The organism is Rhizobium sp. BK399 (assembly GCF_014194695.1).
Taxonomy (GTDB): domain Bacteria; phylum Pseudomonadota; class Alphaproteobacteria; order Rhizobiales; family Rhizobiaceae; genus Rhizobium.
Map to the genome: position 1 here is coordinate 132,490 of NZ_JACIAH010000005.1, position 20,495 is coordinate 152,984.

At 59.9% G+C, this 20,495-nt stretch carries 22 protein-coding genes; 15 read left to right on the forward strand and 7 right to left on the reverse strand.

Features of this window, described 5'->3' with window-relative positions:
- The first annotated feature begins 335 nt into the window (after positions 1-335).
- On the forward strand, positions 336-1,406 hold the full coding sequence (locus FHT97_RS13140; RefSeq protein WP_183862699.1) for a GGDEF domain-containing protein: 1,071 nt from the start codon (positions 336-338) through the stop codon (positions 1,404-1,406).
- A 75-nt stretch (positions 1,407-1,481) separates the two neighbouring features.
- On the opposite strand, the gene FHT97_RS13145 is transcribed toward FHT97_RS13140, so the two are convergent.
- Both FHT97_RS13145 and FHT97_RS13150 read right to left on the reverse strand, forming a co-directional pair.
- Positions 1,482-2,093 carry a pyridoxamine 5'-phosphate oxidase family protein gene (locus FHT97_RS13145; RefSeq protein ID WP_183862701.1) on the reverse strand — a complete coding sequence of 204 codons (612 nt, stop codon included), beginning with the start codon at positions 2,091-2,093 and terminating at the stop codon, positions 1,482-1,484.
- 50 nt (positions 2,094-2,143) lie between these two features.
- Positions 2,144-3,097 carry an alpha/beta fold hydrolase gene (locus FHT97_RS13150; RefSeq protein ID WP_183862703.1) on the reverse strand — a complete coding sequence of 318 codons (954 nt, stop codon included), beginning with the start codon at positions 3,095-3,097 and terminating at the stop codon, positions 2,144-2,146.
- Between the two features lie 45 nt (positions 3,098-3,142).
- Between FHT97_RS13150 and FHT97_RS13155 the strand changes: the two genes are divergently transcribed.
- Positions 3,143-3,610, forward strand: coding sequence for a MarR family transcriptional regulator (locus FHT97_RS13155; protein ID WP_183862705.1), 468 nt, complete (start codon positions 3,143-3,145; stop codon positions 3,608-3,610).
- Between the two features lie 105 nt (positions 3,611-3,715).
- Here FHT97_RS13155 and FHT97_RS13160 read toward each other — a convergent pair whose 3' ends face one another.
- Both FHT97_RS13160 and FHT97_RS13165 read right to left on the reverse strand, forming a co-directional pair.
- On the reverse strand, positions 3,716-4,897 hold the full coding sequence (locus tag FHT97_RS13160) for a low temperature requirement protein A (RefSeq protein WP_183862707.1): 1,182 nt from the start codon (positions 4,895-4,897) through the stop codon (positions 3,716-3,718).
- A gap of 26 nt (positions 4,898-4,923) precedes the next feature.
- On the reverse strand, positions 4,924-5,298 hold the full coding sequence (locus FHT97_RS13165) for a DUF971 domain-containing protein (RefSeq protein WP_183862709.1): 375 nt from the start codon (positions 5,296-5,298) through the stop codon (positions 4,924-4,926).
- A gap of 134 nt (positions 5,299-5,432) precedes the next feature.
- Here FHT97_RS13165 and moaA point away from each other — a divergent pair, with 134 nt between their 5' ends.
- Positions 5,433-6,479, forward strand: coding sequence for a GTP 3',8-cyclase MoaA (gene moaA, locus FHT97_RS13170; protein WP_183756385.1), 1,047 nt, complete (start codon positions 5,433-5,435; stop codon positions 6,477-6,479).
- A 21-nt stretch (positions 6,480-6,500) separates the two neighbouring features.
- Here moaA and FHT97_RS13175 read toward each other — a convergent pair whose 3' ends face one another.
- Positions 6,501-7,271, reverse strand: coding sequence for an SDR family oxidoreductase (locus tag FHT97_RS13175; RefSeq protein WP_183862711.1), 771 nt, complete (start codon positions 7,269-7,271; stop codon positions 6,501-6,503).
- 202 nt (positions 7,272-7,473) lie between these two features.
- Here FHT97_RS13175 and FHT97_RS13180 point away from each other — a divergent pair, with 202 nt between their 5' ends.
- From FHT97_RS13180 to FHT97_RS13195, 4 genes are read left to right on the forward strand one after another with little or no spacing between them, the layout of a single operon-like run.
- Positions 7,474-8,382: a DMT family transporter gene (locus FHT97_RS13180; RefSeq protein WP_183862713.1), complete on the forward strand. Its 909-nt coding sequence runs from the start codon at positions 7,474-7,476 to the stop codon at positions 8,380-8,382.
- Positions 8,383-8,389: 7 nt separating this feature from the next.
- Positions 8,390-9,022 carry a molybdenum cofactor guanylyltransferase MobA gene (gene mobA, locus FHT97_RS13185; protein ID WP_183862715.1) on the forward strand — a complete coding sequence of 211 codons (633 nt, stop codon included), beginning with the start codon at positions 8,390-8,392 and terminating at the stop codon, positions 9,020-9,022.
- A complete protein-coding gene (gene mobB / locus FHT97_RS13190) occupies positions 9,022-9,537 on the forward strand; it encodes a molybdopterin-guanine dinucleotide biosynthesis protein B (RefSeq protein ID WP_183862717.1) in 516 nt (171 codons plus the stop codon). Before mobA ends, mobB begins: the two co-directional genes overlap by 1 nt.
- 22 nt (positions 9,538-9,559) lie before the next feature.
- Positions 9,560-10,348 (forward strand): GNAT family N-acetyltransferase, encoded by a 789-nt coding sequence (locus FHT97_RS13195; protein WP_183862719.1) that lies wholly within the window; start codon positions 9,560-9,562, stop codon positions 10,346-10,348.
- A gap of 90 nt (positions 10,349-10,438) precedes the next feature.
- Here the strand turns inward: FHT97_RS13195 and FHT97_RS13200 are convergent, their stop codons facing one another.
- Complete coding sequence (locus tag FHT97_RS13200; RefSeq protein WP_183862721.1) at positions 10,439-12,700, reverse strand: OmpA family protein; 2,262 nt, start codon at positions 12,698-12,700, stop codon at positions 10,439-10,441.
- Positions 12,701-13,023: 323 nt separating this feature from the next.
- Between FHT97_RS13200 and FHT97_RS13205 the strand changes: the two genes are divergently transcribed.
- From FHT97_RS13205 to FHT97_RS13220, 4 genes are all read left to right on the forward strand, one after another.
- Positions 13,024-13,800, forward strand: a complete 777-nt coding sequence (locus tag FHT97_RS13205) for an ABC transporter substrate-binding protein (protein ID WP_016554208.1) — start codon at positions 13,024-13,026, stop codon at positions 13,798-13,800.
- A gap of 113 nt (positions 13,801-13,913) precedes the next feature.
- Positions 13,914-14,717 (forward strand): ABC transporter permease, encoded by an 804-nt coding sequence (locus tag FHT97_RS13210; protein WP_016554209.1) that lies wholly within the window; start codon positions 13,914-13,916, stop codon positions 14,715-14,717.
- Positions 14,714-15,544, forward strand: coding sequence for an ABC transporter permease (locus FHT97_RS13215; RefSeq protein WP_183862723.1), 831 nt, complete (start codon positions 14,714-14,716; stop codon positions 15,542-15,544). Before FHT97_RS13210 ends, FHT97_RS13215 begins: the two co-directional genes overlap by 4 nt.
- 159 nt (positions 15,545-15,703) lie before the next feature.
- Complete coding sequence (locus FHT97_RS13220) at positions 15,704-15,970, forward strand: phosphoribosylanthranilate isomerase subunit Usg protein (protein WP_016554211.1); 267 nt, start codon at positions 15,704-15,706, stop codon at positions 15,968-15,970.
- Between the two features lie 17 nt (positions 15,971-15,987).
- Here the strand turns inward: FHT97_RS13220 and FHT97_RS13225 are convergent, their stop codons facing one another.
- Positions 15,988-16,710, reverse strand: a complete 723-nt coding sequence (locus tag FHT97_RS13225; protein ID WP_183862725.1) for a DUF2270 domain-containing protein — start codon at positions 16,708-16,710, stop codon at positions 15,988-15,990.
- A gap of 124 nt (positions 16,711-16,834) precedes the next feature.
- Between FHT97_RS13225 and FHT97_RS13230 the strand changes: the two genes are divergently transcribed.
- The 4 genes from FHT97_RS13230 to FHT97_RS13245 all read left to right on the forward strand — a co-directional run bounded on the left by FHT97_RS13230 (position 16,835) and on the right by FHT97_RS13245 (position 20,491).
- Positions 16,835-17,650 (forward strand): class I SAM-dependent methyltransferase, encoded by an 816-nt coding sequence (locus tag FHT97_RS13230; protein WP_183862727.1) that lies wholly within the window; start codon positions 16,835-16,837, stop codon positions 17,648-17,650.
- Positions 17,651-17,777: 127 nt separating this feature from the next.
- Entirely contained in the window at positions 17,778-19,385 is a 1,608-nt protein-coding gene (locus FHT97_RS13235) for a hypothetical protein (protein ID WP_183862729.1), read from the forward strand.
- 90 nt (positions 19,386-19,475) lie between these two features.
- Positions 19,476-20,159: a glutathione S-transferase family protein gene (locus FHT97_RS13240; RefSeq protein ID WP_183862731.1), complete on the forward strand. Its 684-nt coding sequence runs from the start codon at positions 19,476-19,478 to the stop codon at positions 20,157-20,159.
- Positions 20,156-20,491, forward strand: a complete 336-nt coding sequence (locus tag FHT97_RS13245) for a metalloregulator ArsR/SmtB family transcription factor (protein ID WP_183862733.1) — start codon at positions 20,156-20,158, stop codon at positions 20,489-20,491. The genes FHT97_RS13240 and FHT97_RS13245 overlap by 4 nt, the downstream gene beginning before the upstream one ends.
- Positions 20,492-20,495 lie beyond the last annotated feature (4 nt).

A 20,495-nucleotide genomic window follows, 5' to 3' on the forward strand; every position in this document is an offset into this window, starting at 1 on the left:
TTGGAGCTGTATCGCTCGTTGGAAGCAACGTGCACCCTCTTGCCGATGCGCGATAGAGCGACCAATCGCGACCGACTGTCAACGAATTGGAAACGGTAAGAAACTCAACCAAAACGGTTGGTTGGATTTTTTATTTTTGTAACTCGCCTTTAAGGCGAGGCAATTGTCACGCTCTTCTAAATTCTCGAATAAAAATCAACGCGATAAACATAGAAACGTTAAGGATGGCCAGATTTCGCATGTAATCATTGGTATATCCACCCTTAATCATTTCCCAATATTTGTAGTCTAAGCAATTAAAGACTGCATTAAACATTCAATTGAGGAGTAGTCGTATGACGACGGCCGCGGCGCCAACTAGGGCGCAGGTTCCCGATGTGGCAGGTCAGATCACATTCGCGATGCGCTCCATGGGCGTTGCGCCGATCCCACGCAATTACGAGCTCTTCTACGAGGCTTATATCGGCTCCAACCCGGCGCTAACGCGGGATCTTGCCGCACTCGGCAGCCAGGCCTCGCAGGAGGAACTGGACGCGCTCGGCGCACAATATTTTGCGCACAGCCCATCTCGTGTGTTCGACGACGTTCATGGCCGCATCGCCGCCGAGTTGGAGACGTTGCTCCGCGTCCTGCGCCAGGAGCAGACATCTCTCGAGAGCTACAACAAGCTGCTTGGCGAAACCTACAAGCGGATCAGCTCGAAAAACCATACGAGTGTAGAGCTCATCGAAAACGCCCTTACCTTGCTGACTGAAGCAACCGGCGACACGATGGCCCACGGTGAACGCACGGTCGAGAACGTCGTCCAGCGCTCACAGGAAATGGACCAGGTTCGCAAGGAACTCGACGAGTACAAGCGTATCGCCAATACCGACTCCTTGACGCGCCTGTCGAACCGCCGCGCCTTCGATGACCGCCTTGCCGGGGTCTTCAACAATCCCGCCATGCGCCCTGTCACCGCGCTGGTGCTCGCTGACATCGACAATTTCAAGAAGATCAACGACACCTATGGTCACCCTGTCGGTGACAAGATCCTCGCGACCGTCGCTTCGGTCATCCGTGCCAATGTCCGCCGCGATGTTTTTGTCGCCCGCACCGGCGGTGAGGAATTCGCGCTCATCATCGAGGGCAACACCGCCGAGGAAGTCATGAGCGCGGCCGAGCGCATCCGTCGCACACTGGAAACGACGCCCTTCACGAACTCGCGTACGAGGATCAACTACGGGCCAGTGACGGTATCGGTCGGCGTCTGCATGGCCTCCCATGCTGAAGACGCCGGCGAGCTCTACCACAAGGCCGACGTGGCGCTTTACGGCGCCAAGAATTCCGGCCGCAACTGCAGCGTCCTTTTCGAAGACGGTATGCAGAAAGACTTCACAAAGAGCTGGCTGATCTACAAGGGCTAACCTCGGGACCTGGCAGCCTGGGCTGCCTTCATCCGCAACGTTCGTGAGACTGCCGCAAGCGCGAAAGCTCTGACGCTACCACATTGTCTTGGCTGCGCGCTCCGGCCACTCGCGATCATAGGTTTCGTAGTCGAAATCCCCGGTTGCCGCTTTCAGCATCATCCCGGGTGTCGGCAGGCTCTTCGGGTCAACGAATGTTTCCGGGTTCCATATCTCGGAACGGATCAGCGCCCGGGCGCATTGGAAATAGACCTCATTAATCGTGATGACGATCACCGTCCGCGGATGCTTTCCGTCCATCTCGAAGCTGGTCAGAACCGCTTCGTCATTCGTCACGACGCCCCGCCCGTTGATGCGCATCGTGGTGTTCGAGCCAGGAACGAGGAACATCAGCGCCAGGCGCGGGTCGCGCACGATATTGGAGAGCGAGTCGACGCGGTTGTTGCCACGCCAGTCCGGCATATGCAGCGTCCTATCGTCCACAATGCGCACGACGCCGCCGATGTCACCGCGCGGCGAACAGTCTAGTCCTTCGGGTCCCACCGTCGCCAGCGCCACGAAGGGTGATGCTTCGATCATCTCTCGGTAGAGAGGTGTCAGATAGTCCGTCACCTTGGCCACGGATGCCTGCGTCAGACCGCCAGCGTAGATCGCTGCGAGGTCCTCTACCGTTTCAATGATTTTCATGATTGTCCTGCCATGTTGTCGGAGGCGGCCTTTAGCTGCCTCACGTGACGTTACAATGACATGCGCCGTGCCGGAAGCTCGAAAAGAGGAATGATCTCAGCATCTTTGCTGACGGCTCCCTCGCCAAGGAAACCAGTGATCGCGTCGAATACCGGCCGCGCCGCGACGATCCGACGATGCCCGAAGCCATTCGCCCAATAGAGCTGCACAGCGTCGCCTGCCGCCGCATAGCGCCGAGCATGGATGTGGCTTACTTCCTTGTCATCCTCGGCATGCACGATCAGTACCGGACGTCGGATCGCGCCTGCCGCCTTGCTTGCATCGAATTCCTCCAGCCTCCGGCCGGTGACACGCCGTACCTCATTCTCCAGCACATCCTGCGCTTTCCGCCGGAGCCCGATCATCTTGCCGAAGTCCTTGAACAGCCAGTGCATCTCGCTCGGCGAGCCGATCAACGTCAGCTTCTCCGGCACGACGGCAGGCACGCCCGGCAGCATGCCGGACGCGGCCACCATCAGAGCGGCTCCACCGAAGGAATGGCCGATCGCCGCGTCGAAGGCGCCGAACCGTCGCTCTGCAGCCTCTATGGCCTTCACCGCCATTCCCATGTGCAGAACCCGCCCGGCCGCGCGTCCATGACCTGGAAAATCGACCGCAATCACCTCTGCACCCGAGGCAGCCAGCGTCTCCAAAAGATCAGCCATGTAGGCGCTGCTCGATCCCCAGCCGTGCGTCACGAGATAGCGAGGGCGGCGTCCCAGAGCGCCACCATTCAACCGATAGGCATGGGCTTTTCCGCCGCCGGCAAGGCGGAGCGTGAACCGCTCAGCTCCGGCAAGCTTCCAGGCGCCGGCGGCATGTGCCGCTTTTGCCTTGTCACCCTTCGGCTTTGCCGAGGGCGTCATGCAGAAGAGGCTGAACGCCGCCTTCCCGGCAATGCGCGGCGAAACCGACTGCAACAGAGAGAATCCGAGGCGGGTGACCTTCAGCGCAAAGCTTGTCATAGTGGGAATCCAACAATGTTCAACACTGAACAATAAAGTACAACGATGAACAAAAATCAATCCCTGCCCTGGGATCATCCGCGTTTTCGCAGCTGGATCGCCGTCGCCCGCGCCTGCCAGCTGATGCAGCAGTCGCTCGGTCGCTCGCTCGCCGAACTGGATATCAAGACTCCGCATCTCGACATTCTGATCAATCTCTACCGCTTTGAAGGCATTTCGCAGCAGGAGCTTGCCCGCAAGCTGTTGGTCGGTCGCTCGAACATGAGCATGCTGCTTCCGCAGATGGAAAAGCGCGGATTAATCAAACGGCGCGGCGATGAGAAGGACAAGCGCGTGCTGCGTCTCTTCCTGACGCCGGAAGGCCGGGACGTCACCGAGAAGGCCATGGTCATCCAGACCGATCTCATCGAGCGTGTGCTTTCACCCGAGCCGATCGAGCAATGCATGGCGATGGCAGGCTCGATGGAGCGGATCATCCGCCTGTTGCAGCGCGACCTTGTCGACGAAGACTGACCTCGAGCCTTTCAGGGTTAAATTGAAGCGTTCTTTTGGCTGAAACGGGCCGAATGGTCGACCGGCCATGCGACTCGTTTGAGCCAACGGAACGCTTCAAAGGCTCTAGTGAACCGTGTGACCGACGGTCTGCCCGGCAAGCGATCGATACTCCCACGCAGCCACGATGATCAGCACCAGGGTCGCGAGAATGCCGGCGAGATAAACCTCGATGAACGGTGCGATGAACGCAAGCAGGATCAGCAGCACCAAGCCTGCCAGATGCGAGAGTGGCATGCGTCCGCTGGTCGCTCCCTTGAACCACAGATTGCCGGCCAGAAACAGCCCTGAGCCGCCGAGCACCGATGCCATGACGCCAAGGTTGCCGGACTCGTGCGGATGCGAGAACATGAACTCGACCGCAACGGCGTGGACAATAATGCCCGCCAAGATCGGAATGTGGGCGTAGGTAAAGGCCTGGCGCGCCAAGCTTCCCGGCGTTTCTTCGTGCTCGATCCGATGCGCCGCCCGCTCGTGGCCAAAACGGAAATAGAGCCACCACATCGCCACCGTGCCTATGAAGCCGGTGACGAAGACAACCGCCGTCAGTGTTGAGAACGGCATTTCCGAGAATGTCCGCCCCGAAACCAGCACCGCCTCACCGAGGCAGATGATGACAAATAGCGCGCAACGCTCGGCCATATGTGCGCCGGACACGTCCCACTCAGTCGCATTCGACTTGCCAAGCCCCGGCACTGCGAAGCCGCTCGCCGGCCCGGCATACTCGATGGCAAGCGCAATCACCCACGCGATCAACCGCGCCTCATGTTCCAGGAAGCCGCCGACGATCCAGAAGACACCGGAAACGATGAACCAGGTGCTGATACGCAAGAAGTTGCGGCAGTTGGCAGCGCTCTGATCCTTAAAGGCATATGTCGTGAACAGCGATCGGCCGACCTGCATAAAAACGTAAGCGCCTGCGAACAGCAGTCCCTTGTCAGTGAAGGCTTCCGGAATGGACGCGGACAGAACGAGGCCGAGCAGCATCAAAACCCCAAGCATAATCCGCACGGGCATCTTGTCGGGATCGAGCCAGTTCGTAGCCCAGGCGGTGAATATCCAAACCCACCAGACTGCGAAGGTCATCAACCCGGCTTCGGCGGCGCCGAGTGGCGTATAATGTGCTGCAAGCGCATGCGAGAGCTGCGAGATCGAGAAAACGAAGACCAGATCAAAAAACAGTTCGAGGAAGGTGACCCTGCTGCTGCCCTTGTTCCGCAGCCAGTTTCGTTTGCTCGTTCCCGTCATGCAGTCCCCCTTCTAGCTGTTGTCGTTCAGCGCGGCTTCTCGGACGTGTCGCGATCCATGCCCTTCTCCCGCAACTCGTCTTCATAGGCGGCGAATAGCTCTGCGCCATGCTCGCCGAGTTCGCGCAGATAGGTCCACGTATAAATGCCCGTATCATGCATGTCGTCGAAGCCGATGCGCACGGCGTAGTTGCCGGTCGGTGTCAGCGAGATGATCGCGACATTGCGCTTGCCGGGAACCGTCACCTTCTGTCCCGGCCCGTGGCCCTGCACTTCCGCCGACGGCGAAAGCACGCGCAGCATCTCCGCGGAAAGATCGAAGCTTCTCTCATCGTTGAACGTGACGACGAGGTGCTGCCGGTCTTTTGAAACTCTGAGTTCGGTCGGCCAGATATCGCTCATGATCCCACTCCCCTTCAAAAATGACGAGTAGGCAATGGCGCTTGGCGAGGCAAGCGTAATTTGCCGCTCCCGACAGCGTTTCCCTTGACGTGGCAATAGCCTATACGCACATTAGTAGCATTGCGGAGGCATTCGTGAACAGCAACGTCGGAACGACAGGCAGCGCATCGCCACTGGTTGCAGAGGCGAAACCAATGATCGACCCCTTCCAGCGGGCCGTGACCTATCTGCGCGTATCCGTCACCGACCGCTGCGATTTCCGCTGCACCTACTGCATGGCCGAACACATGACCTTCCTGCCGAAGCAGGAGCTATTGACGCTCGAAGAGTTGCACCGGCTCTGTTCGGCCTTCATCGCAAAGGGCGTGCGCAAGTTGAGGCTCACTGGCGGCGAGCCACTGGTGCGCAAGAACATCATGTATCTGGTGCGCGAGCTCGGCAAGCAAATCGGCTCTGGTCTCGACGAGCTGACGCTGACCACCAACGGTTCGCAGCTTTCCCGCTTCGCCGATGAACTCTACGCGTCGGGCGTTCGCCGCATCAATGTCTCGCTCGATACGCTCGACCCCGACAAGTTCCGTCAGATCACGCGCTGGGGCGATTTCCACAAGGTGATGGAGGGCGTCGAGGCGGCCCAGAAGGCCGGTCTCAAGGTCAAGCTGAATGCGGTGGCGCTGAAGGATTTCAACGACAGCGAAATGCCCGAGATGATCCGCTTCGCGCATGGCCGCGGCATGGATCTGACCGTCATCGAGACCATGCCGATGGGCGAGATTGAGGAAGACCGGACGGACCGATACCTGCCGCTGTCGAAGCTCAGGGCCGATCTCGAACAACAGTTCACGCTCTCCGACATTGGCTACCGGACCGGCGGCCCTGCCCGCTATGTCGAAGTGAAGGAAACTGGCGGCCGACTCGGCTTCATAACGCCGATGACCCATAATTTCTGCGAGAGCTGTAACCGCGTGCGGCTGACCTGCACCGGGACGCTCTACATGTGCCTCGGCCAGAACGACGCCGCCGACCTGCGCGCCGCCGTCCGCGCCACCCCGGACGATGGGCTGCTCTATGCGGCGATCGACGAGGCGATCTCGCGCAAGCCGAAGGGTCACGACTTCATCATCGACCGCACCCATAACCGCCCGGCCGTCGCCCGCCACATGAGCGTCACCGGCGGGTGACGCCCACTGAATTCAAGCAGATCAGGTCCGGTTGATCGAGACCCCGCCATCTGCCAGCATCGACGTGCCGGTCACGAAGCTTGACATATCCGATCCCAGGAAAAGTGCTGCCTTGGCGATTTCCTCCGGCTGCGCCAGGCGCTTCAACGCGTGCAGGCCATGGATGAAGGCGACCAGCTGCATATCCGGGTTTTCGAAGTTCGCCGGGTTCAGCGCGGTGTCGGTGCCACCTGGCAACAGCGCATTGACGCGAATGTTTTTTGGACCGAGTTCGGCGGCAAGCACCTGCACCAGCCCGGTCAGTCCGGCCTTGCTCGCCGCATAGGCGCCCATCCCTGGCATCCCCGCCGTATGGCCGACGAAGGTCGAGGTGTAGACAATCGATCCACCGCCGCGGTCAATCATCGCCGGCACCTGGTATTTCGCTGCGAGAAACGCACTCGTCAGGTTGAGCGCCAGCATTTCGTTCCAGCCAGCCAGCGAAAGGTCTGCCACCGGCGCTGATTCGCCGGTGCCGCCGGCATTGTTGAAGGCGACGTCGAGACCGCCGAAGCGCTCGACCGCCACCTCGACCAGCCGCCGGTTCAAAGCTTCCTCGCGCACGTCACCGGCAACGGCTACGGCCTCGCCACCCGCGCGCTCGATCTCTTCGACCAGCATGCCGAGTTCGGCCTCGCGTCGGGCCGCAACGACGAGCCGTGCGCCTTCGGCTGCAAAGAGTTTGGCTGCTGCCCGGCCGATGCCTGAGCTCGCCCCGGTTATGATCGCAACCTTGCCATCCAGATATCTCATCTCGGAACCTCCGCTTGTTGTTTGCGGTATTCCAAATCTCAGACATCGGGGCGCGCAGCCACCCGTTTCCTGCCCTCGCCTGCCCGCACCGCCTGGGTCATTGTGCACTGCGCAATCGAATTATCGCGACTGTGGCTTTCGATCGATTCCCTTGGCGACAGGCACCTTCTAAAAGGACGTGTACGAGAATCGGAATATCGACATGCCGCGGTCCCGCAATACCCAGGGCGCCATCTACATGAGTTCGGCCATGGCCGGATTTTCCTGCAGCGACGCACTTTCCAAGTCAGTTATCGCCTCGATGAATGCCGGCCAGATCATGTGTCTGCGCGGCCTGTTCACGAGCATTTTCGTCTACCTTATTGCCCGTCACATGGGGGCGCTGCGTCCGTGGCGCATCATCCTCAAACCGATGATCATCATCCGCGTCATCTGCGAGATACTGGCAGCGGTGACTTACATTACCGCTCTTGGAATGATGCCGATCGCAAACGCGTCCGCCATCCTGCAATCGCTTCCGCTGGTTGTTACTTTCGGTGCGGCGCTGTTCTTCCGCGAGCCTGTCGGTTGGCGTCGCTGGTCGGCCATCCTCGTCGGCCTGATTGGCGTGCTGATCATCATCCGGCCCGGACCGGAAGGCTTTACGGCCGCCGCCCTCCTCTGCGTCGGCAGCGTCCTCACCACAGCCGGCCGCGACCTCGCCACCCGCGGTATTGGGCGCGAGATCCCTTCGCTGATGATCACAGTGGTAACGGCCGTCTCCGTGACGGTCGTCGGCGCCTTGCTGACGCCGCTGCTTGGCGGTTGGGAGCCAGTCAGCATGACATCGCTGTCCCATCTGCTGCTCGCCGCCATTCTGGTGCTGATTGGCTATCAGTCGGTGATCATGGCGATGCGAACGGGGGAAATCTCCTTCGTGGCGCCATTCCGCTACACCAGCCTAATCTTCTCGACATTGCTGGGCTTCGTCTTCTTCGCGGAGTTTCCCGATCTCTGGACGCTGATGGGTGCTGCAGTGGTCATAGCGTCCGGCCTCTACACGTTCTATCGTGAAGCCAAGCGCCATGTGCCGCCAGTCGCCCAGGAATCCGAGCCGAGAACACCCGTCTGAGGCAATCATGAACGATTTTGCACTAGATAGATCCAATATACCGGGTGTGGTCCTGGCGGGGGGGCGCTCTTCCCGCATGGGCCGAGACAAAGCCTCCGTGCGCCTCAGCGGCCGCAGCCTGCTCGAGCGCGTCATCGAACAGCTTGAGCCCCAAGTGAGCACCCTTGCGGTCAATGCCGATGCGACGCCGGAAAACTGCCGGCATTTGTTCATTCCTGATATAATTCCCGGCAAAGCGGGACCGATGGCTGGCATTCACGCGGCGATGGCCTACGGCGCAACGCTGAGGGGGGTGACGCACGTGATGACGGTTTCTGTCGACAGCCCGTTTTTTCCCAACGACCTCGTCGATTGGCTTGCAGGCGCCATCGACGCGCCCTTGAAGATTGGTATTGCCGCCTCTGAAGGCCGCAGTCATCCGGTGTTCGGCCTATGGCCCGTTAAACTTGCCGATGATCTCGAAACCTGGATTGCCACCGATGAAAAACGCCGTGTTCGGGACTTCCTCTTACGGCATGACGTAAGGGAAGTTGACTTCCCGCTGCGTCCGACACGGGCGAGCCTCCTCGATCCGTTCTTCAACGTCAACACGCCTGACGACCTCAAAGAGGCGGAACGCTGGCTCAAGGTGCTGGTCTGATGGACAAGCCGAAGGTTTTTGGCATCGCCGGCTGGAAGAACTCGGGCAAGACGGGCTTGGCTGTCCGCCTCGTCGAGGAATTCACCAGCCGTGGTTACAGCATTTCCACAATCAAGCACGCCCATCATGACTTTGACATCGACAAGGTCGGCGCCGACAGCTACCGCCATCGGCAGGCCGGCGCGCACGAAGTCACCATCGTTTCCGGGACGCGCTATGCCATCATGCACGAGTTGCGCGGCGCCCCGGAGCCGACATTCGAAGAAATCCTTGGCCGCATCGCGCCCTGTGACCTCGTCTTGATCGAGGGCTATAAGCGCGAGCCGATTCCAAAGATCGAAGCCCGCCGTTTTGACTCCGCGAACCAGGAACCTCTCGCGCCGACGGATCCTTTCATCGTCGCCATTGCGACCGATCACCCGATCGCCGAAGGCTTTCTGCCGGTCTTCAATCTGGACGACACCAGGGCGATCGCGGACTTCATTTCGGGAATAGTGGAACTACCTGCAAAGTAGAAAACCCTGTTGCGAGGGAGCAATGACCTACTACGGCACGGAAAAGCAGCAGCGCTTGCAGCGTCAGTCCGACGAGGCGCAGCCTAAAATCGCTGCCACGCCGGGCCTTGTGCAAGCCGGGCGGTTCTTCTCGGTCGACAACTTCGACCTCATCGACTGGGCATTTGTCGACGAGCGCCTCGCCCAGGACGGCGTCTTCGGCTTCCGCATGATGTCGGCAACACGCATCGAGGACATCCGCCTGAAGCTGGGGCCGTCCTATCGCGTTGACGTGTGGAGTGTCTGCAGGGCCGATCGCACGGCGGCGACACGAGCCTGCACTGCGATCCTGAAGGATGACATTCCCGGTGGCCTGACGCGTGTCAATCTGACGGCCGATCCCGGCGACGACGCTGTCGGAGCTATTCAGACATGCATGGCGGAAAATGGCATAGCGCCGTTTTCAGGCGCCATGCTGGCTGGCAACATAGTCCCCGCGGTCACCATCGCCCTCGCTGACGCTCAAGGTCATGTCGTCGCAACCGCTCACGCGAATATGCCTTTCAACACCCACAGCAAACACTCAGGCACCGCCTGGGTCGGTTTGATCGCCGTCGCGGCGCAACAGCGTGGAAAGGGGCTTGGTCGGCTTATCAATGCCCTAGCGGTCAGAGCGGCCTTCGAAACGCTGGGAGCCGACGAAGTGGTTGAGTTCGTCCACGCTGACAACATCATTTCACGCCGGATGATTGAGGCCTGCGGCCTCCGCCTCGATCCCAGTATTCTTTGCGGGCTTGCAACGCCAATCGTCGACGCCCGCTTTACGACCTGAGGCTCGGCAACCGCCACCAACATTGCAGCGCGAGCAAAAGAAAAAGCCGCCGGTCTCCCGGCGGCTTTCCCGTCAACTCTGGCCGTCAGCTCAGTTGCGCGAAGCGACCGGGCGAACGAGCGCCGTCACGCGGCGGATGGTGACACGGCGGTTTTCCTGGTTCGGTCCTTGCGTATTGACCTTGAGGTAACGCTCGCCGTAGCCCTGCGTTGCTAGGTTTTCGGGCGGGATGCCGTAAACGTCGGTCATGACGTTCGCGACGGATTCAGCGCGCTGATCCGACAGGACGAGGTTGCTCTGGTCAGACCCCACAGCGTCCGTGTGACCTTCGATCAGGAAGGTTTCCGACGGATCCTTGCGCAGGACCTCATTGATGGCATCTGCAACCTTGCGCAAGCTGCGCGCCTGACTCATCGGGATTTCGGCACTGCCCGTCGCAAAGGTGATCGTATCGAGGTCAATACGGCGAACCTTGTCGCGGATACGTGCCGAGTACTTCACTTCGTTCAGCGAATAGACACGCTCTACCGGTTCCACCGGCGGCTCGCGGAGGAAGTCGTAGTAGTCGCGGCCGTCGTCGCTGCTCGTGTCCATGATGTAGTCATCAAGCGGAATGCGCAGGCGCATCGGCGGCAGGTCGCGACCCGGATCCTCGAAGTAACCGCGGTCCGGATCTTCGTAGAGATCAGGCGAATAGTAGAGAACCGACTCACGGCCTCGGTTGTCGAGGCGCGACCGCTGGATGATATCGCCATAGCGATTGCGGATCGTCACGATCTGATAGCCGTCACGGTCGATGGTCTCGCGATAGCGATCCCGTGGCAGCTGCTCGTAAATCGGACGTTCGCCATCCCGCAGGAAGCGCCTGTCGTCATCGCCGCGAACGATCGTCTGGTTGTTGATCTGAATGATCACGCGATTGTCGTCGCCGCGCTCACCGAAACGTGCACCTTCCGGCCTGTCAAACTGCGGACGCCTGTCGAGGCGCCGGCCCTCTTCGCTGGTGACGGCTTCGATCTTGATCGGAGCGGCCTTGGCGCCTTCGGTTATGATCTGGGCGTCGGCATCCGACTTCGGGACGCGGAAGTTCTGCTCCTGTCCACGCTGCCTGTCGCGGTCACGGCGCGACTGGACCCCACCGGAGCGATCGGCGTCCTTGTCGCTATCGAGAACGGCAGCACCGTTTTCAACCGGAAGAACGACGGTTTCCGTGCTCTTGCTCGGATCAGCGGCAATCTCCTTACGACGCTCAAGCTCCTTGGGCGTGACCTTCTCCGGAGCAGGGATAGCCTGTTCTGCCTGACCGGCTGCCGGCTGGTCAGTCGGCTGCGCCGGGACTTGTTCCCCCTGCTGAACAGCCGGCTCGCCTGGCTGAGGCGCGGGAGCCTGCTCACCCTGCTGCTGAGCTGGCTGCATGCCGCCGGGTTGGGCTTCGATCGCCGGCTCCTGCGCGGGAACCGCCGGCTTTTCGGCCGTAGGCGCCGCCTCCGGCTTTGGAGCCTTTTCAGGCGCGGGCGACTCCTGCGGAACAGGCGTATTTTCGGCTGCCGGTGCCTCCTGCTGCTGAGCAGCCTTCTTGCGCGGCTTTACCGGCTGTTCCGAGCCATCCGTGGCCTGCTTGCTTCCCTTGCCCTTTTGCTGTGGCTCTTCGGTCTGCGGTTGAGCCTGCTCCTGCTGCGGGGCGCCCTGTTCGGGCTGCGGTTGCGGCGCGGCCTCTTCCTGCGATGGCTGCTTGTCACGCTTACGACGTGGCTTTTCCTGGCTTTCCACAGGCTGCTGTTCCTGGGCCGCCGGCGCTATCCGCTCCTGCGGAGCCGCGGCCTCAGCCGGCTCGGAGGCCGACTGCCGCTTCTTGCGCGGCTTTTCGACAGGGGCTGCTTCCTGCAACTGCTGTTCCTGGGCCGGGGCTATCTGCTCCTGCGGAGCCGCGGGCTCTGCCTGCTCGGCGGCCGGCTGCCGCTTCTTGCGCGGTTTTTCGACGGGGGCTGCCTCCTGCAATTGCTGTTCCACGACAGGCTCTTGCTGTGGCGCGGGCTGTGCCTCTGCTGCCGGCTCACGCTGCTTGCGTGGCTTTTCGGCAGGCGCTTCCTGCGATTGCTGTGGCTGCTCCTGCTGGGCGGCCGGCGCCTGTTCTTCACCGCCGCCGCCGTGCTGCTTGTGGTGCTTCTTCAGAAGCTCTTCGTCGGATGGCGCATCCTGTGCAACTTCGAAGCTGCCCGCGACTGCTTGCGGCAATGTGCGAACCTGTTCAACGCTGGCAGCTGCTGCGAAGGAATGTACTGGAGGGATTACGAGCGACAGCGACAACAGCGGAAAGGCGGCACTGGCAAACAATCTGGATTTCATTCCCATAGGGGCTCCTCGTTGTACTTTATGTTCTTGAGACGCAGTCGTGGCCGCGTCCGATTTTGGGGCGTTCACCCACGGCGAAAACCGCGCGGGGACTGCATTTGTTCCACGAGTCTTAGGAACTGGACTATTAACCCGGTATGAATGTGGCAGTGCGGCATTGTTCATCTTCGCCATAGTTGACCGTTCGCCGCGCCCCTGCGATTCCAGTTGCAATTCCTCAAAAAAAGGTTTGAGTATCGCGCCAAGGCAGCGCCCAGCGCCGCCCTGCTCAGCCGCCGTCCAAAAGAAGAACACGAGCGGCAGCACCAACAGAGAGGACTAACATGCGTATCTCCACCCGTATTCTCGCCGCCGCTTCTGTCGCCGCGATGTCTCTTTTCGCAGGCGCCGCCATGGCTGATGGTGAGAAGTATGTCATCGGCACGGACTCGACCTATCCGCCCTTCGAATATGTTGACGCCAGTGGGCAGTTCCTGGGCTTCGACATGGACATCGCCCGCGCACTCTGCGCCGAGATGAAGGCCGACTGCACCATCGTCAGCAGCGACTGGGACGGCATCATTCCAGCACTCCAGGCCAAGAAGTTCGACATGATCATCTCGTCCATGTCGATCACGCCTGAGCGCTCGAAGCTCGTCGACTTCACCAACAAGTACTACAACACCCCGCCGGCAATCGCCGTGCCGAAGGATTCGACCATCACCGACGTTGCCGGCCTGAAGGGCAAGACGATCGGCGCGCAGACCTCGACCACCCACTCGAACTACGCTGAAAAGCACCTGCCCGACACCGAGCTGAAGCTCTACCCGACGGCAGACGAATACAAGCTCGACATCGCGAACGGCCGTGTTGACGCCGTCATCGACGACATCGTCGTGCTGTCGCAGTGGGTCAAGTCGGATGCCGGCGCATGCTGCAAGATCCTGACGCCGCTCCCGGTCGACAAGGAAATCAACGGCGTTGGTGCAGGCATTGCCGTCCGTAAGGGCGACGACGCGCTGCGCGAAAAGCTGAACACCGCGATCGCTGCGATCCGCACCAGCGGTGAGTACAAGAAGATCCAGGACAAGTACTTCGACTTCAACGTTTACGGCGAATAAGAAAAGCTGTAGGTCGCTCATAAAGCTGATGGCGGAAGGCTTGCTCTTCCGCCATTTTTGTTTGACAAGGATGGAAAGATCAAAGCGGTACAAACCGCGAGGGGAAAACTGGCATGGGCGGATTATTTTCCGCGCTGGGCTCATTGTGGGCCTGGATTGGGCATATCTTCGATCCGCTTTGCGGACCTGCAGGACTCTTCACCTGGTTCGGCTCTTCGACGATCCTGGCCTGCGGCGACACTGGTTGGGGCGATGAGATCGCCGCCGGCCTGAAGGTCACCGTTGCAGTCGCTCTGGTAACGCTGCCGATCGGATTGATCATCGGCTTTCTCGTGGCACTCGGCCAGCAGTCGGAAGAGAAATCGGTCCGCCTGGCCGCCGGCATCTACACCACGATCTTCCGCGGCCTGCCGGAACTGCTGACGCTGTTCATCATCTATTACGGGATGCAGATCCTGATCCAGTCGGTCCTCGCCTCCTTCGGATACGAAGGCCGCATCGAGATCAATGCCTTCTTCGCGGGCATGATTGCCCTTTCGGTCGTATTCTCCGCCTATTGCTCCGAAGTGCTGCTCTCGGCTTTCCGCGCCATTCCCAAGGGCCAATACGAGGCCGGCGACGCCTTGGGCTTCCATCGCGGCCGCACCCTGTTCCTGATCGTGCTGCCACAGCTGGTGCGGATCGCCCTGCCCGGCCTGGTGAACCTCTGGATGATCCTGCTCAAGGACACGTCCTACGTCTCGATCATCGGCCTTGCGGATATCCTGCGCCAAACAGGCGTCGCCGTTAAGGTCACCAAGCAGGCGTTCCTCTTCTATACCGTTGCCTGCGCTCTCTATCTCGGTCTCGCCGTTATTTCCTCCTTCGGGCTCAGCTACATCGAGCGGTGGGCCAAGCGATCGGAGATCAGCCGATGAGCCACGCCCAGACCCTCATTCCGGCGCAGCCGGCGCCGAAGCAAGCGCACAAGCCGATCACCGTTGCACGCATCACCGGTTACGTGGTCGTCGCTCTCTGGATTCTTCTTGCCGCCGCGCTGATTGCAATGGTGGTCAGCGGTTGGGATTCGGAAAAATTTACCCGCTACGGTCCCCGCTATCTGCATGGCCTGTACACGACGATCATGCTCGTGGTGATCTCGGTTTTCTTTGGCGCCATCCTCTCCTTGCCGCTGGCCTTTGCCCGCATGTCGAAGAACAAGGTCATCAACGGCATCGCCTATTGCTACGTCTACGTGTTCCGCGGCACCCCGCTGCTCGCCCAGCTCTTCCTCATTTATTACGGCCTCGGCGGCTTCCGGCCGCAGTTGGAAGCCGTCGGACTTTGGTGGTTCTTCCGCGACGCATGGTTTTGCGGCCTGTTTTCAATGACCATCAACACGGCCGCCTATCAGGCGGAAATTCTGCGCGGCGCCATCCAGAGTGTTCCGCGCGGCCAGCACGAGGCCGCGGCTTCGCTCGGAATCCACAAGGTCATCGCCTTCCGCAAGATCATCCTGCCGCAGGCGCTGATTGTCGCCCTGCGCCCCTACGGCAACGAGATCATCTTGTTGATCAAGGGCTCAGCGGTCGTCGCGATCATCACCGTTCTCGACCTGATGGGTGAAACGCGCTACGCCTTCTCGCGCACCTTCGATTACCAGACATACCTTTGGGCGGCGATCTTCTACCTCAGCATGGTCGAGGCGCTGCGCCATCTCTGGGCTTGGATCGAGCGCCGCCTCACCCGCCACCTGAAGCGCTGAAGAGGTTGGCAGCACTCACTGCCGACAGCTGCCAACGACTTGAAATTAAAAGATAAATCCATGAGACACTAGCAATTCGTCAAGCTTGGGTTAAGCTTATCGTGGTTCCATTTTATGGATCGCTAATACGCGATCATTGGAACCAGAAGCGAGACGACGATGCACAAGGACATGGAAAGGCAGCTGCAAGGCTACGGCCTGACGACGGCCCAAATTATCTACCGGATGCCGGATCACCGAACGATCCTCCAGACCTATATCTGGCAGGACTACGACCTTGCTCCGGACTTTCCAGAAATGCGCAGTTTCCTGAAGTTCTGGCAGGAGAAGCTCGACGGGCCGTTGCATTCGGTGCGCTACATTCACCGCAAACTGATCTCGGCCACCGAATGGCGCGCGCTGAGAGGTGAATTCATAATCAACTGATCGGGCCGCACGGCCGGTCAGACATGAGCCTCCCCTTTGACGAACTCGTCTTCGTCCATCTCTCGGTGCAGTGTGCCATAGAGGATGCCGGCATAGGCCAATACAACGACGCAGAGCACTGCCCAGCCGGGAATTGGCCCAAGTGCCGCGTTCTCGACCACATAGGTCCAGGAATGTGTCTGCGTCAGCGGATTGCCTTCGGTCTGGAGCTTGGGTGTCGTGATTTTCAAGCACCATGCGAGCAGCAGGATCAGGTACATCCAGCAATAGTTTCGCCGCAGTCGACGCTTTACCGCCCCGTGGTAGCTCAGCAGAAATTGCGGATTGCGCAAGCTCTTGGCAATCGCGCCGGCCCAATCGGCTTTGAAATCACCATTCGGCGCCAGGATCTGTGCGAAATAGCCTCGCTCAAGCTTCCGTACGCGGGCACGATAAATGTCGAAGAAACGATAGCGACGGGCCTCGATGAGCAGCAGCAACGTAATCAGCATCATCCCGAAAAGCAGCACGCCGTGATGCGAACTCGGTGTCGAAAGTGAAACCGAAAGCAGCGCCGCCGCCACGGTGATCGCCCAATTCGATGTGCGGTCGATGCGATCCCGCCAGCTGATCATCCGGCCGAGCTCACCGCGGTAATAGTGGCTGAGCGTATTCGTGATCTCGCCTGGAGTTGCCGGGAGCGCCGGGCGCAGACTATCCAACTCCTTCTCGAAATTTGCCTTGCTGACTTCGGCGACCATGGCATTTCCTCCATTTTGTTCTTGTTCATTAGAGGACACTTACTTTGCTCCTCGAACGTCGCCATTGCAAAAGACATTCAGTCGCCGTAGACGCAGCTTTGGAATAAAATGATGGTGAATTGCTATGGCCAAGAAGATCGACGAAGACGCACTCGCGGAAGCCTATGACCGGGCACTTGCACTCGAGAAGGCGGGCGACGTTGACGCCGCCGTGAAGGCCTATGAAGAGGTCCTCGCCATCGATCCGGAAGATCATGGCGGTGCCGCCGTGCGGATCGCTTCCATGGGCCGTGGCGAGACGCCGACCAAGGCGCCCGACGCCTATGTCGAGACCCTGTTCGACCAGCATGCCGAAGTCTTCGAGGATGTCCTCGTGGAACAGCTCGGCTACCATGTGCCGATGATGGTCCGCCAACGGCTGCAGGAATTAAAACTCGGCCCCTTCAAGCGCATGCTCGATCTTGGCTGCGGTACTGGCCTCACCGGCAGCGCGCTCGGTGATCTCTGCGAAGATATGACCGGGATCGACATCTCCGAAAACATGGTCGAGATCGCCCATGAAAAGGAGCTCTACGAAACGCTCTTCGTCGCGGAGGTAGAAGATTTCCTCGACGACAATGACGAGGACCCGTTCGACCTCATCACCGCAACGGACGTCCTGCCCTATCTCGGCGCGCTCGAACCGCTGTTCTTCGGCGCGGCGGAAAATCTGAACCCGGATGGTTTCTTCATCTTCTCATCGGAGGAACTTTCCGAGGCTTCGGGAAACGGCCAGCCGTATATGGTCGGACCTCATCAGCGCTTCCTCCATTCGGCGACCTATATTCGCGAAAGGCTGGCGGCAACCGGCTTCACGCTCGTCGAAATGAGGGAGATCAACGTTCGCATGCAAGAAGGCCTTCCGAGTCCAGGCCATCTGGTGATTGCGCGACGTGGCTGATGGCAGTCGCGAAATATCCGCGCGACACAGGGTTTTACGGCAAAATACAACCACCAATTGCGTCTCGTTGGTAGACGAGTGACCATTTGAGGCTGAACCTCTCAGAGCAACCCTGGGGAGAGGTCGCATGGGAGAGTCGCAACCATTCAACATCGCTAACTTACTGCGCTGGCTCCATTCGGAATTGCACGACTTGGACATCCAGTGGCCGGTTTTGCTTTTGGCAGTCTTTATCCCCCTGCTGCTCATCTACGCGCGCAATGACATACGCGTGCGACGCCTGCGTATCATTTCGGACTTCATAGCCTCCTATCCGACAACGAGGGACCAGGACCCAGCGAGGGCCGGCGTTCCATCGGACAGGCCGGGTAGCAATCCGGCCCTCGAGTTTGTGACATCGAAATATCTATCCGATCTGCGCGAACCGGACGACCAACCGATCCGGCTCGGTTCCGAGGGCCTGATCAAGGAGATCGAAAGGCGGATGCGGTCGTCGCGCATCATCGGCAACGCGGGCGACCTCCGGCTGTTTCTTTCCGCGCTCGGCTTCATGGTCATTTGCTATTTTGGGTTTGGCAGCTTGCTCAAGGCGCTTGAAACCGGGCTGCAGGTTGCAGGTGTCGAGGGCGCCCCAATATGTGGCGCAACAACCACGTGCTGCCCACCGAACGCCTTCCTGGGTCAGATCCGGATCATAGGCACGCTGACATTCGCAGGCGCCTTTATTGCAGCGATCCGCCAGTTCATTCGCAGCCTCGCAGTCTTTGATCTCTCCGCCTACACAATTATCTGGCAGACAGCGGAGATATTTGCCTCCGTAGCGATCGTAATCTTCCTCTACGTCGCCTTCACCGATCCGACACGCCTGCTGGGAACGCTGGGCGCGGGCGGCGACGGAGCACGCGATTGTACCCATATTTCATGGGTGTGGCTTGCGCTTGCTCCCTTGCTGGGTCTAGCGCCGCAGAGCGCGACCAAGTTCCTGCTCATCAAGATGCAGTCGATCATCTCGTGGATAAAGATGGACGACGACCGCTTCTATCCAGTGACCCGTGTCACCCCTCTGGATGTGCTCGACGGGATCGACTACGCCACCCGCTTCAGGCTCGAGGAGTGCGGCATCTACGACGTCCAGAACCTTGCCACCTACAATCCGATCCAGCTTCACATCGAGTCGCCTTACGGCATCTATCAGACGATTGACTGGGTCGGACAGGCGCAGCTCTGCAATATGCTGGGCCTCCCTAAGTATCTGATGCTGAAGCAACTGAACATCCGCACTGTCTTCGATCTGGAGCGCGCCATCGACTACGGAGGACGGGAGGCTGCGCCCACCGAAAAAGCAGGGCCCGACGAATTCGATAAGATCTATGCGGGCGTTCTTTTTGCCGTTACCGCAGACGCGCGCAGGATCGGCGAACTTGGCGGCCTCAACGCGTTTATCATACGCAATGAACCCACAAATTCGCTGCCACCAGGAGACAGTCCTTCGGCATCTGCTCTTCCGCCCATCCAAGCAGCAACTGTCGATGAATATTTTACCTGGGCTTGCCGAACCATCACCGAGAATCCAGCGAAAACGAAGGCTTGCGTGGAGCACTTGATCGGATGGATCGCTGACGACCTCCACGTTCGGCGGCTACGGCGGATCTGGCAAGAGATGTCGGATGATCTAGGCAATCGCTCGAAGCGACTGGACAACGGGCCGGCACCTCCTCAACCCGTCAATAGTTAGCTAATCACGCAACTTTTTCGTTGAATATGGGGTCACGACCTGATACTTAGCCAATCACGCAAGTTTCAAACAGCGTGAAAGGCTGGCCTCATGTCGCTCTTCCTCCACAGTCACCCGCTTGCATCCTTTTGCCACAAGGTCCTGATCGCCCTCTACGAAAACGCCACGCCGTTTGAGGCCGTGCACGTCGATCTCGGGAGCGAGGCGTCCAGATCTGCCTTCTTCAGTGTCTGGCCGCTCGGAAAAATGCCGGTACTGCGCGACGAAACCCGGGGCCGCACCGTGCCGGAAACGACGATCATCATAGAGTATCTTGATCGCTATTATCCGGGCGCAAGACCGCTTATCCCGAACGATTTTGATGAAGCGCTCCAGGTCAGGCTGTGGGATCGGCTCTTCGACCTGCACGTGCAGGAACCGATGCAGCAGATCGTCGCGGAGCGGCTGCGTGGCGGCGGCGATCCGAGCCGCGTGGCGGACGCCCAGGCGGCGCTACGCAAAGCCTACGGAATGATCGAGCGGCAGCTTGACGATTGCCTGTGGATCGCCGGAGACAGCTTCACCATGGCCGATTGTGCGGCCGCTCCCGCCCTCTTCTACGCCGAGACACTGGTTCCTTTCGTGGACCAGCCGAGGCTGCAGGGCTACTACGACAGACTTCTTGCGCGCGCCTCCTTCGCCCGGGTCCTTGAGGAGGCGCGTCCGTACTTCAAGTTCTATCCCTATCGTGAACGGCTGCCTGCCCGCTTCCGGCCAGATGAAGCCGCAAAATGATGCACGAACCCGCCGCTCTCGATCAGATGTTCCACGCGCTGTCGGACCGCAGTCGGCGCGGCATGGTCGACCGTCTCGGCCACGGCCCTGCCTCGGTGTCCGAACTGGCCGAACCGTTGTCGATGGCGCTCCCGACGGTCATGAAGCACCTGGCGGTCCTGGAGCGAAGCGGCCTTGTCCGATCGGAAAAGAGCGGCCGTGTTCGGACCTATCGCCTGCAAAGGGACGCATTGGCAGAGATGGAACGCTGGCTTGCAGCGCATAAGGCGGGTTGGAACAAGACTTTCGATCGCCTGGAGCAGTTCCTGGCAGATGAGCAAAAACCGGAGTGATGAA

Coding starts and splice junctions, on each gene's coding strand:
- FHT97_RS13140 (WP_183862699.1), top strand. CDS start 336: ATGACGACGGCCGCGGCGCCAACTAGGGCGCAGGTTCCCGATGTGGCA.
- FHT97_RS13145 (WP_183862701.1), bottom strand. CDS start 2,093: ATGAAAATCATTGAAACGGTAGAGGACCTCGCAGCGATCTACGCTGGC.
- FHT97_RS13150 (WP_183862703.1), bottom strand. CDS start 3,097: ATGACAAGCTTTGCGCTGAAGGTCACCCGCCTCGGATTCTCTCTGTTG.
- FHT97_RS13155 (WP_183862705.1), top strand. CDS start 3,143: ATGAACAAAAATCAATCCCTGCCCTGGGATCATCCGCGTTTTCGCAGC.
- FHT97_RS13160 (WP_183862707.1), bottom strand. CDS start 4,897: ATGACGGGAACGAGCAAACGAAACTGGCTGCGGAACAAGGGCAGCAGC.
- FHT97_RS13165 (WP_183862709.1), bottom strand. CDS start 5,298: ATGAGCGATATCTGGCCGACCGAACTCAGAGTTTCAAAAGACCGGCAG.
- FHT97_RS13175 (WP_183862711.1), bottom strand. CDS start 7,271: ATGAGATATCTGGATGGCAAGGTTGCGATCATAACCGGGGCGAGCTCA.
- FHT97_RS13180 (WP_183862713.1), top strand. CDS start 7,474: ATGCCGCGGTCCCGCAATACCCAGGGCGCCATCTACATGAGTTCGGCC.
- mobA (WP_183862715.1), top strand. CDS start 8,390: ATGAACGATTTTGCACTAGATAGATCCAATATACCGGGTGTGGTCCTG.
- mobB (WP_183862717.1), top strand. CDS start 9,022: ATGGACAAGCCGAAGGTTTTTGGCATCGCCGGCTGGAAGAACTCGGGC.
- FHT97_RS13195 (WP_183862719.1), top strand. CDS start 9,560: ATGACCTACTACGGCACGGAAAAGCAGCAGCGCTTGCAGCGTCAGTCC.
- FHT97_RS13200 (WP_183862721.1), bottom strand. CDS start 12,700: ATGGGAATGAAATCCAGATTGTTTGCCAGTGCCGCCTTTCCGCTGTTG.
- FHT97_RS13205 (WP_016554208.1), top strand. CDS start 13,024: ATGCGTATCTCCACCCGTATTCTCGCCGCCGCTTCTGTCGCCGCGATG.
- FHT97_RS13210 (WP_016554209.1), top strand. CDS start 13,914: ATGGGCGGATTATTTTCCGCGCTGGGCTCATTGTGGGCCTGGATTGGG.
- FHT97_RS13215 (WP_183862723.1), top strand. CDS start 14,714: ATGAGCCACGCCCAGACCCTCATTCCGGCGCAGCCGGCGCCGAAGCAA.
- FHT97_RS13220 (WP_016554211.1), top strand. CDS start 15,704: ATGCACAAGGACATGGAAAGGCAGCTGCAAGGCTACGGCCTGACGACG.
- FHT97_RS13225 (WP_183862725.1), bottom strand. CDS start 16,710: ATGGTCGCCGAAGTCAGCAAGGCAAATTTCGAGAAGGAGTTGGATAGT.
- FHT97_RS13230 (WP_183862727.1), top strand. CDS start 16,835: ATGGCCAAGAAGATCGACGAAGACGCACTCGCGGAAGCCTATGACCGG.
- FHT97_RS13235 (WP_183862729.1), top strand. CDS start 17,778: ATGGGAGAGTCGCAACCATTCAACATCGCTAACTTACTGCGCTGGCTC.
- FHT97_RS13240 (WP_183862731.1), top strand. CDS start 19,476: ATGTCGCTCTTCCTCCACAGTCACCCGCTTGCATCCTTTTGCCACAAG.
- FHT97_RS13245 (WP_183862733.1), top strand. CDS start 20,156: ATGATGCACGAACCCGCCGCTCTCGATCAGATGTTCCACGCGCTGTCG.